This is a genomic window from Gemmatimonadaceae bacterium (assembly GCA_019637445.1).
In the GTDB taxonomy this organism is placed as follows: Bacteria; Gemmatimonadota; Gemmatimonadetes; order Gemmatimonadales; family Gemmatimonadaceae; genus Pseudogemmatithrix.
In genome coordinates this window covers 1,248,080-1,265,120 of record JAHBVS010000001.1, presented here as the reverse complement: position 1 = coordinate 1,265,120, position 17,041 = coordinate 1,248,080, and the positions used below count along the sequence as shown (strand labels likewise).

At 69.8% G+C, this 17,041-nt stretch carries 8 protein-coding genes; all 8 read left to right on the top strand.

The features are described 5' to 3' along the window. Positions 1-195 precede the first annotated feature (195 nt). The 8 genes from KF709_05760 (at position 196) to KF709_05725 (ending at position 16,921) form a co-directional block, all read left to right on the top strand. Positions 196-972 (top strand): SLBB domain-containing protein, encoded by a 777-nt coding sequence (locus tag KF709_05760; protein MBX3173897.1) that lies wholly within the window; start codon positions 196-198, stop codon positions 970-972. A gap of 151 nt (positions 973-1,123) precedes the next feature. Then, entirely contained in the window at positions 1,124-1,879 is a 756-nt protein-coding gene (locus tag KF709_05755; GenBank protein ID MBX3173896.1) for a thioesterase, read from the top strand. Beyond that, on the top strand, positions 1,876-7,029 hold the full coding sequence (locus KF709_05750; protein MBX3173895.1) for an amino acid adenylation domain-containing protein: 5,154 nt from the start codon (positions 1,876-1,878) through the stop codon (positions 7,027-7,029). Before KF709_05755 ends, KF709_05750 begins: the two co-directional genes overlap by 4 nt. Continuing rightward, positions 7,026-9,011, top strand: coding sequence for an aminotransferase class III-fold pyridoxal phosphate-dependent enzyme (locus tag KF709_05745; protein MBX3173894.1), 1,986 nt, complete (start codon positions 7,026-7,028; stop codon positions 9,009-9,011). The genes KF709_05750 and KF709_05745 overlap by 4 nt, the downstream gene beginning before the upstream one ends. Then, entirely contained in the window at positions 9,008-12,172 is a 3,165-nt protein-coding gene (locus KF709_05740; protein ID MBX3173893.1) for an amino acid adenylation domain-containing protein, read from the top strand. Before KF709_05745 ends, KF709_05740 begins: the two co-directional genes overlap by 4 nt. Beyond that, the gene (locus KF709_05735; protein MBX3173892.1) at positions 12,169-15,423 is read left to right on the top strand and encodes an amino acid adenylation domain-containing protein; all 3,255 of its coding nucleotides are present in this window, start codon (positions 12,169-12,171) and stop codon (positions 15,421-15,423) included. Before KF709_05740 ends, KF709_05735 begins: the two co-directional genes overlap by 4 nt. Continuing rightward, positions 15,420-16,199, top strand: coding sequence for a methyltransferase, TIGR04325 family (locus KF709_05730; GenBank protein MBX3173891.1), 780 nt, complete (start codon positions 15,420-15,422; stop codon positions 16,197-16,199). Before KF709_05735 ends, KF709_05730 begins: the two co-directional genes overlap by 4 nt. After that, on the top strand, positions 16,196-16,921 hold the full coding sequence (locus tag KF709_05725; protein MBX3173890.1) for an alpha/beta hydrolase: 726 nt from the start codon (positions 16,196-16,198) through the stop codon (positions 16,919-16,921). The genes KF709_05730 and KF709_05725 overlap by 4 nt, the downstream gene beginning before the upstream one ends. Positions 16,922-17,041: the final 120 nt, after the last annotated feature.

Below are 17,041 nucleotides of genomic sequence, written 5' to 3'. Positions count from 1 at the left end.
CCCGCAATTTACGTGCGGGGGGTCGCGCTTCATGTAAGTGCATGATTCAAATGATCTTGCGTGCCAGGCGAGACTCGCCGCGAGCCAACGTGGCGATGCGTGGCGGCAACAGGAGGGAAGGGATGGCTGCCGCGCAGACGCAACGGGCCGTTTGAGCAGTGGCGCGCTTCGTGCGTCCGCCTGTATCCTACCGATATGCGACTCTCTGCAATCTCTTGGGCGCTCGTCGTCTCCGCTTTCGCCGGCGGTGCCTCGCCGAGCCTGTTGCGCGCGCAGGCGCCCGTGCCTGAGGGCCATGAGTCGCGTACCGCGCTTACGGCCGAGCTTGAGTCTTATAACGCCTTTGCCAACTCCTCCGCCTACAGTCAACGGACCCGGGCTGCGGCGCGCCTCACTGCCGAGCAGTTGCGGTCTCGGTTGGAACGGGGTGATTTCAAGCCGGGCGATCGCTTTTCCGTGCGCGTGAGCGGTGCCGTCAGCTTCGTGGACACGATTACGGTTCTCGCCGGTCCGTCGGCTCAGATCGGGACATTCGGAGAGCTTTCGCTCCACGGCGTCCTGCGCTCTGAGATTGAGGGTGCCGTGCGCGGGCGCGTCGCGGAAACCGTGCGCGATGCAAACGTCACGGTTCGGGTGCTGATGCGCATCGCGGTATTTGGTGCCGTGGCCTCGCCCGGCTATCGGGCGGTGCCCTTGGAGACACGGCTGGACGAGCTGTTGATGAGTGCCGGCGGCCCGTCTCCGGACGCCGACCCGATGCAGATCCGTGTCGTGCGCGGCGGCGCGGTGCTGATGGACGGCGACCGCGTCATGACGGCCATCGCTGCCGGGGAGACGGTGGGATCGTTGGGGCTTGTCGAAGGTGACCTGGTCTCCGTCGAGCCGCGGGAGGCGCCCTGGAATCGGGCCGCCACGCTCCAACTCGTGACCGTGTTCGCGACACCGGTGGTGACGTTCTTCCTCCTTCGTTGAGCGCAGGCACACCGCTCGACTCCGCACCCGGTCCAGTGCCCCACCCCCCGATTGCTCGTGCTGCTTCCGTTCGGTGGCGGCGCGCCGGGCGGGTTCTCGCGTGGCTCCGAGCAGCTGAGGCCACCCAAGCATCTCCTGACGATTGCCCGCGGTGACTGGGTCGTGGCTCTGGAATCCGCGGCCGCGACCGATGGCCTCGGCACGACTGCTCTGCTTCCCGTACGCAGGGGGAGGCCCGTCGGCGTATTTGCCGTGGTTGCGGCTGCTTCCCCAACAGGTCGAGCTTTGGATTGTGAGCGCGCCGGGAGGAGAACTGCGGCCCGACGAGCCGGTGGAGACGCAGCGGACACGCTACGTGGCCGCCGTGTGCGACGCGCTCCTGCAGTGGCCGCGACTGCCGATGGCGCTGTTCGGACATTCGTTCGGGGCCATCACGGCGTTCGAGGTGGCGCGCGCCTGCGCGGCCCAGGGCCGCCTGCCGCGGCGACTCTTCCTCGCGGGAAAGGGCGTGGCGCCGGAAGACCTGGACGTCGCGACGCTCTGCCGATTGCCCGACGAACAGTTCCTCGCGGACGTACGCGCGCGCTATGGAGGACCGCCTCGAGAGCTCGATGAAGCCGAAGACCTTCGCAGGGTCGTAATGTCGCGGCTTCGCGCCGATCTCGTCCTGCTCGCGAGCGAGCCCTTCACGCCGGAGCCCGCGCTGGCGGTCGAGACCACGATCCTGTTCAGCCCGGAAGACAGCAGTATCTCCCCGGGCGGACTCGATGCGTGGGCGCGCTGCTTTGTCAGGCCGCCGAGCTACAGGCCCTACCCGGGCGGTCACTTCTTCATCAACAGCGTCCGACAGTCCGTCGTCGGCGATGTCCGCGACGCGCTGGTCGACGCGCTGGCGGGCCAGCCGTGAGCGCCCGCCCGACCACGTCGTCGTCGCCGATCGTGGCGCGCGAATCGCTGCGCGGACTACCGCACCGCGCCGCGCGCGACAAGCAGCTTGAGACAGCGCTCGTCGCGGCGGCGGTGGAGCTGCTGCGGCGTCGCGGTGCGCTGAACGCCGCGACCATCGCCGTCGAGGATGACGACGCGCAGTTCCTGATCTCGGTTCCATTCGAAGGCGCGCGGTTGTGGCGGCAACTCGAGGCCCGCGTGCGCTCCGCCGTGGGCACCCCCACCGCGGATACCGCAGGCTCGTCGCAGGCCACGCTCGGCATTTGGCGGGCATCGCGCCGTCCGGAGTTGCGGGCCGATGTTCCCTTCTGGATCCACCTGGTCAGGGGAACGAAGGCCCAATTGCAGATAGTGGCGACGCGGGGAGGAGCCGGGCCCGCCGACCTCCGCCGGACTGCGCGCCAACTTGTCGCACTCCTCGCCGAGTGCCTGCGTACGCCAAGCGCATCGGCCGACGCGCTCGACCTCTGTACGCCCGCCGAGCGCAAGCGCGCCCTCGCGGCCGGCCGGGGGCCCGCACTTGCGGCGGCGCGGCACGGTTCCGTGACGGCGGCGTTTCGGGACGCGGCGACTCGGTGGGGCGATCGCATTGCCGTCGAGGACGGGTCGGAGCGGCTGACCTACCGTCAACTCGCCGCCTCGGCCGCCAGATTCCGGGCGAGCCTCGACGCTGCAAAGGTGCGCCGCGGCTCTCGCGTCGGAATCCTGGGCCCGCGATCGGCGCAGCACGCCGCGTGCGCGCTCGGCATTCTCGACGCAGGCTGCGCCTATGTGCCACTCGATGCGTCCCTCCCGGCCGTCCGACTGAAGGCCATGTGCCGCGCCGCGGGCGTGCGCACGGTCTTCGCGCTCGAGGAGGATTCGGCGGAGGCGCGCGCGTTGCTTGGACGAGCCGTGCGCGTGCTACGACCCGCACTCAACGAGACGGGACGGCGCGCGCGGGTGATCGCACCAGCGGCAACCGCTGCGGCCTACGTCGTGTTCACGTCGGGTTCCACGGGGACTCCCAAGCCGGTGGCGGTCCCGCACCGGGCCGTGCTGCGGCTCGCGCGCGATCCGCTCTGCCTCAAGGTCGGCCCGCGCGACAAAGTGCTGGGTGTTGCGGCACCGACCTTCGATGTGGCGGTCCTTGAGACGTGGAGCGCACTCCTGAACGGCGCGTGCCTGTCGCTCGCTCCGGCGGGTCCGCTTTCCATTGCGGAGTTGGCCGCGGTGCTGCGCAGTCGCGGCATCACGGTGGCCGCGCTGAGTGCAACGCTGTTTGCTGAACTGGCGCGCGGAGCCCCGGACGCATTCGGGGGGCTTCGGCAGCTCCACGTCGGCGGCGACGTCATGCCGGCGCAGGAGGCTCGGGCCGTGGCGCGGCGCTATCCGCGCTTGCGGCTGGTGAACAGCTACGGTCCCACGGAGTGCGGTGTCGTCGTCGCGGCCCACGAGGTGTCGGCGACGGGCACGGGCCCGATTCCGATTGGACGCCCCGTCTCGGGGGTCCACGCACATGCTTGCGATGCGCGTGGCCGTCTGGTTCCCGATGGCATGGTCGGGGAACTCTGCGTCGGCGGTGACGGGCTCGCGATTGGCTATGACGGCGACCGGGCGCTCACGCGGGCGCGATTCGTCGTCCGCAGTCTCGGCGGACGCAGGCTCCGGCTGTATCGAACAGGCGATCTGGTTCGGCGCGGTCCGTCGGGCGCGCTAGAGTTCCTTGGACGCTCGGACGGCCAGGTGAAGCTGCGCGGGCACCGGATCGAGCTTGCCGAAGTGGACGCGGCCTTGGCGGCGATTCCTGGTGTCGCCAGTGCCGCCGCTGCACTCGCCGGGTCCGGGGCGGCATCGGCGCTGGTCGCGGCCGTCGTACCGAAGCCGGGTCGCCGCGCGGCGTTCGCTGAGGCTTCGGTCGTGGAGACGCTGCGCCGGTCGATGCCTGCGATCATGGTGCCGTCGTCGATCGTCGTAGTTGAGCGCCTGCCGCTGACGCGGCACGGCAAGGTGGATCGCGGGGCCATCGCCGCGCTGACGGCGGCACGGACCGGCCCGACGTCGAGCGCCGCGGTCTCGGCTAGCGTCGTCACCCGGCAGTTGGCCGCGGTTTGCGCCGAGGTGCTGGGGGTTCCCGCGGTGGATCCCGAGGTCTCTTTCTTCGAGCAGGGGGGCAACTCGCTGCTAGCGCTTCGCTTCGTCGAAGCGCTCCGCCAGCAACTCGGTCTCGATCTGCCGCTGTTGCGCGTCTTTGAGTTCCCGCGGCTGTCGCGGCTCGCCGCCTCCTTGTCGCAGGCTCCGGCGTCCGCAGCTCCACCACCTCGGCCGACGGCCCAGCACGCGTCTGCCGTCGCGGTGGTGGGGATGGCCGGACGCTTCCCCGGTGCGGACTCTCCAACGGCGCTGTGGGAACTCCTTCGCGCCGGGCGCGAAGGGCTGCGCCGTTTCGCGCCGGAAGAGCTCGACCCCGGTCTGGAGAATCCCGAGGACCCGCACTACGTACCGGTGCGCGGGGTGCTCGACGGAGTGGAAGACTTCGACGCGGCGTTCTTTGGCCTCTCCCCACAGGCCGCGCGTCGCATGGATCCGCAGCAGCGCCTGCTCCTCGAGGCGGCCTGGCAGGCGTTCGAGGATGCGGCCATCCCGCCGGGCGACGCGTCGGCGGAGCAACGCACGACGGGTGTGTTCGTCGGCGTCTCGCGCAACACGTACGACGCGCAGCGGCAGCGTGCTACGGGCAGGGTACCAAGCGCGGCCGACGAGGCGGCCGATGCATTCGTCAATGACAAGGACTACGCGGCGGCGCACATCGCGCACCGGCTCGATCTGCGCGGGCCCGCGGTCGGCGTGCAGACGTCGTCATCGACATCGCTGACGGCCCTCGCAATGGCGGTGCAGGCGCTGCGCTCGGGGGCCTGCGACCGCGCGCTGGTCGGCGGGGCGTCGGTGACGGTGCCCTGGCGTCGCGGACATCGCTATGAGGAAGGCGGCATCTTCTCGCGCGACGGCCACACGCGCACGTTCGACGCGGACGCCACCGGCACGACATTCGGCGACGGCGTTGCCGTGCTGCTGCTCGAGCGCCTCGAGGATGCCCTGCGTGCGAACCGGCGGGTGCTCGGCGTGATTCGCGGCGTCGGACTCTCGAACGACGGCGCCGAGCGGGCGAGCTTCTCCGCGCCGACGGTGTCTGGGCAGCAGGCCTGCATCCGGCGGGCCTACGCCGACGCGGGTTGGTCACCGGAGTCGGTGAGTTACGTCGAGGCGCACGGCACGGCCACGCCAATCGGGGATCCGATCGAGGTGGAGGCGCTGATCCGGGCCTTCGGGGAGCACACCGAACGGAAGCGCTACTGCTGGCTCGGCTCACTGAAGTCAAATCTCGGACACCTGACTGCCGCCGCAGGCGCGGCCGGGCTCATCAAGGTGTTGCTGGCGATGCAGCATCGCTGGATTCCCGCGACGCTGCATGTCGAGCGACCCAATCCCAGGATACCGTTCTCGGATTCTCCGTTTCTGCTGCCGCGCGAGGGTGTGGCATGGCGCGCCGACGGCGGTCCGCTCCGTGCCGGGGTCAGTTCGTTCGGCGTGGGCGGGACGAACGTCCACGTGTTGGTCGAGGAGCCGCCGAGCGCGGCCGACGCGCCGTCGTCGGTCGCGGACACGCCGCAACTGCTGCGGGTCTCGGCGAGGTCCGCTGCCTCGCTCCGTGAGAACGTCGAGGCACTTGCCGACGAACTCGAGTCGCGTGACGTCGACCTCGCGCGGGTGGCAGCAACGCTGCGCGACGGGCGACGCCCGCATCCGCGTCGCGTGGGTGTGGTGGCCTCCGGACGCGACGAGGCCGTGCGCGCGCTGCGTGCAGCCGCGAGATCCATCTCGACGGAGGCGCCGGCGGCCGCTACTTCGTCGGTCTTCCTGCTTCCCGGACAGGGGTCCCAAGTCCCTGGTGTGGGCGGCGTGCTGTTCGACGCGTTTCCGGTCTTCCGGGACAGCGTGCTGCGCTGCGAGCGCGCAGCCGGTCGCATTCGTGGACGCCGGCTCCGGTACTGGATGTTCGGCGACGGCACGCGCGGTCCGGCGAAGGCGCCCGACCTGCTGGCGACGGAGGTCGCGCAGCCGGCGCTGTTCGCGCTTGAGCTTGCCCTTGGCCGACTGCTGCTCTCGGCGGGGCTGCGCCCCGACCTGCTCGTCGGTCACAGCCTCGGGGAACTGACCGCGGCCACGCTCGCCGGCGTGATGACGACGGAGGATGGCATGCGGGCGGTGGTGCAGCGCGGCGCCCTGATGGCGAACATGCAGCCTGGGGTCATGCTCTCGGTGCGCGCCGACGCGGATGCAATCACTCCGCTCCTCGGCGCCGACCTCAGCATCTCGGCGTACAATGCGCCCGGGCTCTGCGCGGTTGGCGGTCCCGAGCACGCGATCAGCGAGTTCGCGAGCGCGATGGCGGCACGTGGAGTCCGCTGTACGCCGCTGGCCACATCGCACGCCTTCCACACACGGGTGATGGCGCCTGCGGCTGAGCGATTCGCGGCTTGGATGCGCACGATTCCCCTCCGGGCACCCGAGATGGCCTTTACGTCCTGCGTCACTGGCCGCGTGATCCTGGACGCAGAGGCAACGTCTCCCGACTACTGGGGCGCGCAGATTCTGCAGGCGGTGCAGTTCGCCTCGGCGGTAGAGACGGCCGTCGCGCAGGGGCCCGTTGTGGCCATCGAGGTCGGTCCACGTAGCACGCTCAGTACGCTCGCAGCCCTGGTCGACGCAGACCGTGTGATGGCCGCCCCCCTCCTGCCCGCGGCGCAGGCGGGCGAGGAGCGCGCTGAACTTCTCCGTGGTCTCGGCGCAGCGTGGACCCACGGCCTCGACCAGCTGCGGTGGCAGGAAGTGGAGCCGCTGCCGGTCGGAGGCGCTGTGTCCCTGCCGGGCTATCGCTTCGAGCGCCGGCGCTGCTGGGACCTCCCGAACTCGGTGGGATCCGCGGCCGCACCCGCCGGATCCGCGGGCGAGCGCGCAGCGACTGGCGGTCTTCCAGAGTTGCTGCAGCGCCAGCGCGCGCTGATCGACCAGCAGGCAGTGTTGCTGCGCGCGTTGGTCGAATCTGCCGACGCGGGAGCGTCGCAATGAGCGCACGTACGATTGCGCGCGTGCGGGCGGTCGTCGCGGAGCTCGCGGGATTCGATCCGGCTGACGTGCCGGTTGCCGCATCCTTCGTCGAGCTCGGCATGGACTCGCTGCAGCTGACACAGCTTGCGGCGCGCGTGGAGCGCGAGTTCGGGACGCGGATTCCGTTTCGCGATCTGCTCGGCCCGGCGCGCACGGTGGCGTCGTTGGCGGAGCGACTGCCGAGCGAGGTGGCCGAGGTGTCGTCCGGCGGGACAACCGGGCACCTCAGTCCCGTGGACACCAGTCTCGTGGCGACGCTGCTCAGCCAGTTGGATGTGATGCGGAGCCAGCTGGATGGTTTCGCGGACGCGGCGTCCCGGGCGGAGAGCCCAACGACTTCCCCAGCCTCGCGCAGTGAGTCGCTGCCCTCGCGCGACGCGCAGTCGACCGCGCCGCGGGCGACGCCACCGCCGGCATCATCCGACGGGACGCTGACGGCGCACCAGGAAGCATCCATCGCGCGTTTCTCGCGCGCCTGGAACCAGCGGACCGCGCGCTCGAAGGCAGTGATCGATCGCCAGCGGGATGTCCACGCCGATCCACGCACGGCGGCGGGATGGTCCGAGGAGTGGAAGGATCTCGTGTATCCGCTCGTCGTGGAACGCTCGGAAGGGGCCTACCTTTGGGACGTGGACGGCAATCGGTACATCGATCTCCTGAACGGGTTTGGCCCGACGTTCCTCGGCCACAGCGCACCACTCGTGGTGGAGGCGCTGCGCGACCAGCTGACCCGTGGATATGAGCTCGGTCCGCAGACGCCGCTCGCCGGCGAGGCGGCCCGTATGATCTGCGAGATGACCGGCCTCGACCGTGCGGCGTTCACCTGCACGGGATCCGAGGCCGTGCAGTCGGCGCTGCGCATCGCCCGCACCGTGACCGGCCGCACGCGCGTGGCCATCTTTGCGGGCGACTACCACGGGAACTTCGACGAAGTGCTGGTGCGGCGCGGGCCGGGTCGGCATGCGATGCGCAGCGTGCCGGCCGTTGCCGGCGTGCCCCAGCGAGCAGTCGATGACATCGTCGTGCTCGAGTTCGGTGCGCCCGAGTCGCTGGACTGGCTCCGTGCGAACGTCGCATCGCTTGCCGCCGTGATGGCGGAGCCGATCCAGACGCGGAATCCCCATCTCCGGCCGCGCGAGTTCATTCAGGAGATTCGTCGCCTCACGCGCGAGGCGGACACCGTGCTCATCTTCGACGAGGTGGTTACGGGGTTCCGACTGCACGCCGGCGGGGCGCAGGCGTACTACGGCGTTGAAGCCGATCTCGTGACCTACGGCAAGGTCGTCGGGGGCGGTCTTCCCATCGGCGTCATCGCGGGCCGTCGGCCGTTCATCGATGTACTGGATGGCGGGCCTTGGCACTTCGGCGACGAGTCGGGACCAGAGCAAGGTCTTTCGTTCTTCGCCGGGACCTTCATTCGACATCCGCTTGCGATCGCCGCGGCACACGCGACGCTCTCGTATTTGCGAGATGCGGGCCCGGCGCTGCAGGAGGGGCTCAACTCGCGCGCGGCTGGCCTGGTGGACCGGCTCAATGCAATCGCTGACGCCGCACAGGCACCGGTGCACGTCTACCACTGCGGGTCGGTGCTCTTCTTCCGCTGCACCGGGTCGAGCGAGCGCCTGAACTCCTTCCTGTGGTACCTGCTGCGCGACGAAGGGGTGTTCCTGCTCGAGGGCTATCCCTCCTACCTCAGCCTCGCCCACTCGGACGACGACCTCGCGGCGATCGCCGCCGCGTTCGAGCGCGCGATTTCCCGGATGTACGCATCCGACTTCTGGCCGAGGCCCGCCGCCCGCCCGGCTGCCGGTGTCACGGAGCGTTTCGCCGAGCCTCCGGTTCCAGGGGCTCGGCTCGGACAGTTGCCGAACGGAAACGCGGCGTGGTTTGTCGAGGATTCGGCGCGGCCTGGTCACTTCGTGCCGTGGGGCGATCTCGCATGAGCGCGCAGCCAACAATGGCGGCGGGCCCCGCAAGCTTCCCTGTCGGATCCGGCCTGACCACGGACTCCCAGCGTGAGTTGCTGGCCGCCGCGCGTCTCGGCAGGGACGCAAGTCTGGCGTACAACGAGGGCACACGGCTGAGCGTGCACAGCGGCTTGGACGTGGCGCGGCTGGAGAGAGCCCTGCGGGCGCTGTATCGCCGGCATGAGTCGCTGCGGATGACGTTCAGCCGCGACAACGAGGCATTCTTTGTCTGGGACCGTGAGCTGATCATCGAGCGACGCGCCGTCGTGCCGTCCGTGGATGGCTCCCTGTCCTTCGACGCCGCGGCGACCGAGCTCGTATCTGAGCCCTTCGACCTCGACCACGGCCCGCTGTTTCGCGCCGTCTTTCTCGAGTCCGAAGCAACGACGCCGGGCTCGGCGGAGCTCGTGCTGCTCGCACATCACGCGGTGTGCGATGGCTGGTCGACGGGTGTGCTACTGCAGGAACTGCTGGCGCTGTATCAGGCAGCGGACGCAGCACTCTCCGACCCGCCCTCGTTCGTGCGCTACGCCGCGGCCGTCCGCGCGCAGGACAACGCAGCGGCCGACCAGTTCTGGCAGCGACAGTTCGCTGGCCTGCCACCGCTGATGGCCCTGCCCACGCCACACACGCGGGCCCCAAGCCGGGACCTGCGCGCGGGGTGGATCGAACGCGATATTCCGGCCGCCGTGATGCAGCAGGTGCAACGGACGGCCGCCGAGCACGGCAACACGACCTTCGGCGTCCTTCTCGCGGCCTGCTCGGCCTGGACGCAGCGACTCACCGCTGTCGACGATCTCGTGATGGCCGTGCCGACGGCCGGCCAAGCCGTCGCCGCGATGCCGGAGTTGGTGGGGCACTGCGTCCACGTGCTGCCGATTCGCGTCTTCGTCGATCCGCAGCAGCGGGTCGCGGAGCTGTTCCGGCGCGTGGCCCTGCGACTCGCCGAAGCGCGGGAGCACGGGACGTACACGATCGGCCGATTGCTGCAGCGCGTCGGCCTTCCCCGCCGCAGCGGCCACGTGCCCGTCACGCCCATCATGTTCAATCTCGACCGTGAGCCGGCAGCGGACGCAGCACTGCGCGAGGCGGGATTGGAAGGTACGGTGCGCGGGGTCCCGCGCGTGGCCGAGTACTTCGAGCTGTTCGTGAACCTGGTGCAGCGACAGGATGGCTCGTGCCGCCTGGAGTGCCAGTACAACCGCTCGCTGTTTCCCGAGCCGGTTGTGCGGGAGTGGCTGGAGACGCTGCTGGCGATGCTTGAGCAGATGGTCGCGAACCCTGACGGGCGCGTGGCGGCGCTGGATGCCCGGTCAGCCGATGCGGTGCGGCGCATGCGAGGCGAGTGGCAGGGAATCGCGCAGCCTCTGCCACCGTTTGCCAGCGTGGCGGCGTGGATCGCGGACCTGGCCACGCGCGACGGCGAGGCCATTGCCGTTCGCCACGCGAACTTGGAGCGTAGCTATCGACAGTTGATGGAGGAGGCCGACCGTGTGGCGCAGGCGCTTCGCGCTGCGGGCGTCACGCGAGGGAGTCGCGTGTTCTGTTCAGTGGACCGCGGCCTGCACCTCCCCGCGGCCCTGCTTGGCGCGATGCGCGTCGGCGCCGCATACGTGCCCGTGGACCCGCGTCAGCCTGCGACGCGAATCAGGACCGTGATGGAGGACCTCAGGCCAGCGGCTTGGATGCACAGCGGCTCGCTTCCCGCGAGTCCGGCGCGGGAGTCAATTCGCGAAGTGGACGTGCGCACGGTCGCGACCGGCGACAGCGCCGCTGCCGGCGAGGCGCAGGCCTCGCCTGACGATGTCGTGTACGTGATGCCGACGTCGGGGTCCACGGGCCAGCCCAAGTACGTCGAGGTGACGCAGGCGAATCTGCTCAACTTTCTGGCCGCGATGCAGGCGGTCCTGCGCTGTTCCGCGACGGACCGTTTCCTGGCGCACACCCCGCTGACGTTCGATATCGCGGCGCTGGAGCTGTACCTACCGCTGACGCTCGGCGCCAGCATCGTGATGGTGGACGCCGACACCGCCCGCGACGGTGAGCAGCTGGCCGCGGTGATCGCGGCGTCCGCGGCGACGGTGGTTCAGGCGACGCCCTCCACCTGGCGACAGCTGCTGGCTGCGGGGTGGCGCGCCAACCGACCGACAGTCGCCATCGCCGGCGGCGAGGCGCTGCCCTCTGACATCAGTGCGCAACTGCGCCGCGCGGCGACTCGTGCGTTCAACGCCTACGGCCCGACCGAGACCACGGTCTGGTCCACGCTGCACGAGCTGGTCGACGACGCGGTTCCTGTCTCGATCGGTCGGCCCATCGCAAACACCAGCGTGTCGGTGGAGGATGCTGCGGGCTCGCCGGTGCCCGTCGGTGTACCGGGAGAGCTCGTGATCGGCGGGCACGGAGTGGCACGCGGATACTTCGGCCAGTCGGCACTCTCGCAGGAGCGCTTCGTCGAGGACCCAGGGCGGCCGGGATTCCGGCGCTTCCGGACTGGCGACACCGTCGCCTGGCAGGCCGATGGTACGCTGCGCTTCCTCGGCCGGCGCGACGACCAGGTCAAGCTGCGCGGCGTGCGCGTCGAGCTTGGCGAGGTCGAGTCGGCCTTTGTCGGGATGCCCGACATCGCCGACGCGGCGGTGCGGCTCTGGGACGATGGCGCAGGTGACTGCCGGCTCGCCGCGTACCTTGTGCAATCCGACGGCCGTACGCTCGACATCGCGCGCGTTCGGGCGGCGCTGTCGGAGCGTCTCCCGGCGGCGCTGATACCGCAGCACCTGGTCCCCGTGCCCAGCCTCCCGCGCACGACAAACGGCAAGCTCGATCGCCAAGCCCTGCCGGCCCCGCACGGCCATGCCTCGGCCGCGGTCGAGTCGACGGGGATCTGGACCCCACGGGAGCGAGAGGTGGCGGAGGCCTGGCAGGCGGTGCTGGGAGTTGCGATTCCCTCGCCCTCAGCGGACTTCTTCGCGTTGGGTGGCCATTCGATCCTTGCCGCGCGGGCGGTGGCACAGCTCGAGCAGCGCCTCAACAGTCGCATCGGTGTGCGGCTGCTGTTCGAGCACTCACAGCTGTCGGAGTTTGCGCGCCGCCTGCCGACGGGCGAATCGACGGATCACTGGGAGGTCCTGACGCTGTGAAGGCGCGCGACCTGCTGCGGGCGCTCGCATCCCGAAACATCCGCGTGTCGCTCGAGGGCGATCAGCTGCAGGTGCGCGCCCCCGCCGGCCGGCTCGAGACGGCGGACGTCGAGGCGCTGCGCGCCGTTCGGACCGAACTCCTCGATGCGCTGCGGGAAGCCGGCCGCTGGGGTCTGCTGCTCTCGGGGCAGCAGGAACGGCTGTGGTTCTTCGAGCAGACCGAACCGGGGCTGTCCGCCTATACGCTGCCGGGCGCGTTTCGCCTGCAAGGTCCCCTCGATGCCCAGGCGCTGCGGAGCGCGCTGAGTGACTTCGTCGAGCGCCACGACCTCGCGCGCGTCCACGTGCGGACCGTCGACGGCACGCCGGTGCTCTCATTTGCACCCGCCGCGCCCTTCGACCTGCGTGTGCTCGACGCGGCCGACCTCGTGGACGATCTCGACGACCGAGAGGCGATCGAGGACTTGGTGGTCGAGACCGGCAACGCATCGCTAGCGCTCGACGAACCCCCGCTCATCCGCTTCACCCTGATCCGCATCGGTCCGTCCGAGCACGTCTTGGTGGTGCTCGTCCATCATCTGATCTGGGACGGCTGGAGCTTCGACATCTTCCTGCGGGATGCCGGGGAGTTCTATGCCGCGCGCGTCGAGCAGCGTGAGCCGAGTCTCCCGGAACTGGTTGGCAGTTACGGCGCCTTCGTGCTCGACCAGCAGGGCCCGACGGAGGCGACCGAAGCCGGCCATCGCTATTGGGCCGAGGCGCTCGCCGCGGCGCCCGCGACACTCGAACTGCCGACCGACCGTGCGCGGCCGCCTCGGGTCACGTATGACGGGGCCCGCATCCCGTTGGCGGTGACGCAGGGCGTGCTAGAGGAGCTGCGCCGGCTCTGTCGTGAGGAAGGCGTGACGCTCTTCACGCTCCTGCTCGCGGTGTACGCCGTGCTGCTGCATCGACTGACGGGACAGGACGATCTCGTCGTCGCGGCGCCGATGCAGGGCCGGAGCCGGCAGTCCCTTGAGGAAGTCGTGGGATTCTTCGTCAACACGTTGCCGCTGCGCCTGCGGCCCGCGCGCGACGAGCCCTTTGCGACGTTTCTTCACCGCGTGCGCGATGTGGTCGTTGGTGCGTTGGAGCACCGGGATACGACCTTCGACTGGATGGTGCGCGAGTTCGGCCGACGGGACGGGAGCCGCACGCCACTCTACCAGACGATGTTCACCCATCAGTTCGCGGCCGATCGCGTTCGACGCTGGGGAGACCTCGATATCAGTTCGTTCGCCCGCGGCACACGCAGCGTGACGACGGATCTCGGGCTCTGGGTGCGCGAGTATAGCGACCGCCTCGACGGTGGACTCGACTTTCGAACCGATCTTTGGGACGAGGCGTCGGCCGCGAGCATGCTGCGCGCCTACCACGCGCTGCTGGCGGCGGTGGTGACGGACCGGGCGGTGGCGATTGGCAACCTGCCGCTGCTGAGGGAGGCGGAGGCGGAAGCCGAGACCGAGGGGCGCGCCGGCGCCGAGCGGATGCCGGCGCCCGAGGAGACTGTCCTGGGGTTGGTCGCGGCGGAGGTTCGGCGGCGACCGGATGCGATTGCCGTCGCCGACTCCGCCGGCACTACCAGCTTCGCGAAGCTCTGGGGCCACTCAGCCGCGACGGCGGCCCTGCTGCATCGGACCGACGCGTCGGGTGCCGTGGTGGCGGTCCTGATGCGCCGATCTCGCCAGCTGCCGACTGCGTTGCTGGGCATTTGGCGTGCGGGCGCGACCTACTTGCCGATGGATCCCGACTACCCCGAGGAGCGCCTGCGCCTGATGGTCGAGGACTCAGGGGTCACGCACGCCCTTGTCGACGGCAAGACGGAGGAACTGGCGAGGCGACTCGGACTGACTGCACTGCGGCTGCCGGACGCTGAGACGGCCACCGATGGCGAATGGAAGGATGAGGCACCCGCGGCCACTGCGTATCGCATCTATACCTCGGGTTCGACGGGCCGACCGAAGGGCGTGGACATTCCCCAGTTGGCGCTGGTCAATCATCTCCACGCCATGCGTTCGCTCACCGGCATCGGCGCCGACGACGTGTGGCTCGCCGTCACGACGATCTCGTTCGACATCTCGATTCTCGAGCTGCTGCTGCCGCTGGTCGCCGGGGCGCGGGTCTTCGTGGCGTCGGACGCGGAGGCGCGTGGCTCCGAGGCGGTGGCGGAGGTGTTGGATGCGTCCGCTGCGACGATCATGCAGGCCACGCCTGTCGTCTGGCGCTCGCTACTGGACGATCGCTGGCAGGGCCGGCTCCGCGTGGCGGTCTGTGGCGGAGAGGCACTGTCGCCATCGCTCGCAACGGCGCTGGGCCTGCACTGTGGCCTGTTGCTCCACGTGTACGGCCCGACCGAGACGACCATTTGGTCCACGGCAACCGCGCTGGCGGATGCGTCGCGCGGCGTGAGCATCGGACGCCCCATCGAGAATACGACGGTTTACGTGCTCGACGCGGAACGCCGTCCGGTGCCGCAGGGTGCACGCGGTGAGATCTGGATCGGCGGACTCGGGGTCGCGAGCGGTTACTGGAACAGACCGGAGCTCACGGCCGAGCGATTCGTGTCGGATCCCTTCGTGCGCGGCTGGGGCGGCCGGATGTATCGGACCGGAGACCTCGGACGATGGCGGGCCGATGGACAGCTCGAGTTTCTCGGGCGTAGCGATGCACAGGTCAAGGTGCGGGGCCATCGGATCGAGCTCACGGAGATCGAAGCCGCGCTTGAGTCGTTGCCAGAAGTAAAGGCGGCGGCGGTGGATGCTCGCGGGCACGACGCAGATCGCCGCCTCGTCGCGTGGGTGGTGCCCACGGACCCGCTGCGGCCTCCCACGGGCAGTGACATCCGGGCGGCGCTGCGGCGGCGACTGCCCGACGCTTTCGTGCCAGGACGATTTGCGGTCGTCGACGGCATCCCGGTCTTGCCCAATGGAAAGCGTGACCGCGCGCGGCTCGTCGATCCGCTCCTCGACGTTCCGGTGCAACAGCCCCGTCAGGACCCGCCCCAGGGACCGGTGGAGCTGGGCATCGCCGCGGAGTGGTGCGCGCTGCTCGGGATCAAGCAGGTGTACCGCGACGACAATTTCTTCGAACTTGGCGGCCACTCGCTGCTGGCGCTGCGTGCCTCGGCGGCCATCGCCCGGCGGACCGGGCACAAGATCGACCCGCGACGCTTCTTCTTCGCGACGCTCGCGCAGTTGGCCGAGCCCGAGTGAGGCGGCCCTTCGTCCGCTGGTTGCGTGCGCTGCGTGAGTGGCGCGCTGGCCGCGCCTTCTTCTCGCAGGCGGAAGGACCGCGCTTCTTTGGTTGCTTCCCGACGCGCCAGGCTGCGCTCTCGGCAATCCGGCCTCCCAAGGCCGTCGGCTACGACTACCCGCAAGTCACGGAACTCAACTTCGTGCGGATGTGTGAGGTGGCCCCGTGGGATGCCCCGGTGATCGAGGCGCTGCGACAGCGACTGTCCACGCATCGCAGCATCCTGGATCTTGGAGGCCACCTCGGCACGAAGTTCCGCGCCTTTCGCACGGCGCTCCCCGACATCGACGCGCGGCGTTGGACGGTGTGGGAGCTTCCGTCGATGGTGGTGGCGGGTACGAAGCGCGCGCAGGAGGAACGGCTCGCGGCCTTGGTGTTCACCTCCGACCTGTCAACGGTTTCAGAGGACCACGACCTCGTGCTCGCGTCGGGCCTTCTGCAGTACCTTGAAGGGCGCCTCGCCGACGTGTTGCGCGGCCTCAGCGCCCTTCCGCGGACCCTGATCATCAACAAGCTCGCAGTGACCGACGGCAACCCCTACTTCATGCTGGAGAATCTCGGCTACTCCGCCGTTCCGTATCACGTCCGTCGAGAGCGCGATGAGCTCGACGCCCTTGGGGCCCTTGGCTTCCGGGTCGTGGAGCGCTGGGTGATTCCTGAACTGTCGCACGAGGTGCCCTTCCGGCCGGAGCGGGGCGCCAGTGCCAGCATCGGTCTCGTCCTGGAGCGCACGTGAGCGGCGCGGCCGTGCAGTTCGGCTCACGCGCGCTGCCGCTGTTCGGACTCTTCGAGCCCGCCGCCAATCCCCGCCGGCGTGCAAGCGTGCTCATCTGTCCGCCGCTCGGCTGGGAGTATCTCCGCGCGCACCGCACGCTGCGACTGTTGGCCACGCGGCTCGTGGACCTGGGCTACGACGTGCTACGGTTCGACTATCGCGGCACCGGCGACAGTGCGGGACGTCTGGATGATGTGGAGGACGCCGCCGACTTCGTGGCGGATGTGTCCGCAGCGCTTGAGGAGCTCCAGAGCCTCTCTGGCAACGATCGGACGATCCTGCTCGGCTTGCGCGAGGGTGCGTCCTTCGCCGCAGCCGCGGGGGCAGCGGCTTCCGGCACGCGGGTCTCTCGTCTCGTCCTCTGGGACCATCCCAGTTGGGACGAGGGCCGGGCAGCGGCGGCGAGTCCCGAATCCAGCGATTCGCCACTGCTGCCACTCCCACCGCTGCGCGCAAGCCTGTTGGCACTGCGATCCGCACCGTCTCCCGCATCCGATGTGCCCGCCGTGCTGGTGTCGTCATTTTCGGAGGAGTCCATCCCGTCACCGTGGCGCGAGCGCGCCGCCGCCATTGCCGCCGGCGTCGGCTCGCCGGCGTGCTGGGTCGAGGAGCGCGACTTCGGCGCCGGAGCCGTGCCCGTCCGGCTCCTCGAGCGAATCCTGGATGTGGGGTTTCCGTCGTGACGACCGCCGCCTCGGAACCTCGCTATCGCGAACGCGCAATTCGATTTGGCCAGAACGAGCGTCTCTTTGGCATTTGGACTGAGCCCGTTGCACCGACGCGCGGACTTCCCGTGGTGGTGC

Coding starts and splice junctions, on each gene's coding strand:
- KF709_05760 (MBX3173897.1), top strand. CDS start 196: ATGCGACTCTCTGCAATCTCTTGGGCGCTCGTCGTCTCCGCTTTCGCC.
- KF709_05745 (MBX3173894.1), top strand. CDS start 7,026: ATGAGCGCACGTACGATTGCGCGCGTGCGGGCGGTCGTCGCGGAGCTC.
- KF709_05740 (MBX3173893.1), top strand. CDS start 9,008: ATGAGCGCGCAGCCAACAATGGCGGCGGGCCCCGCAAGCTTCCCTGTC.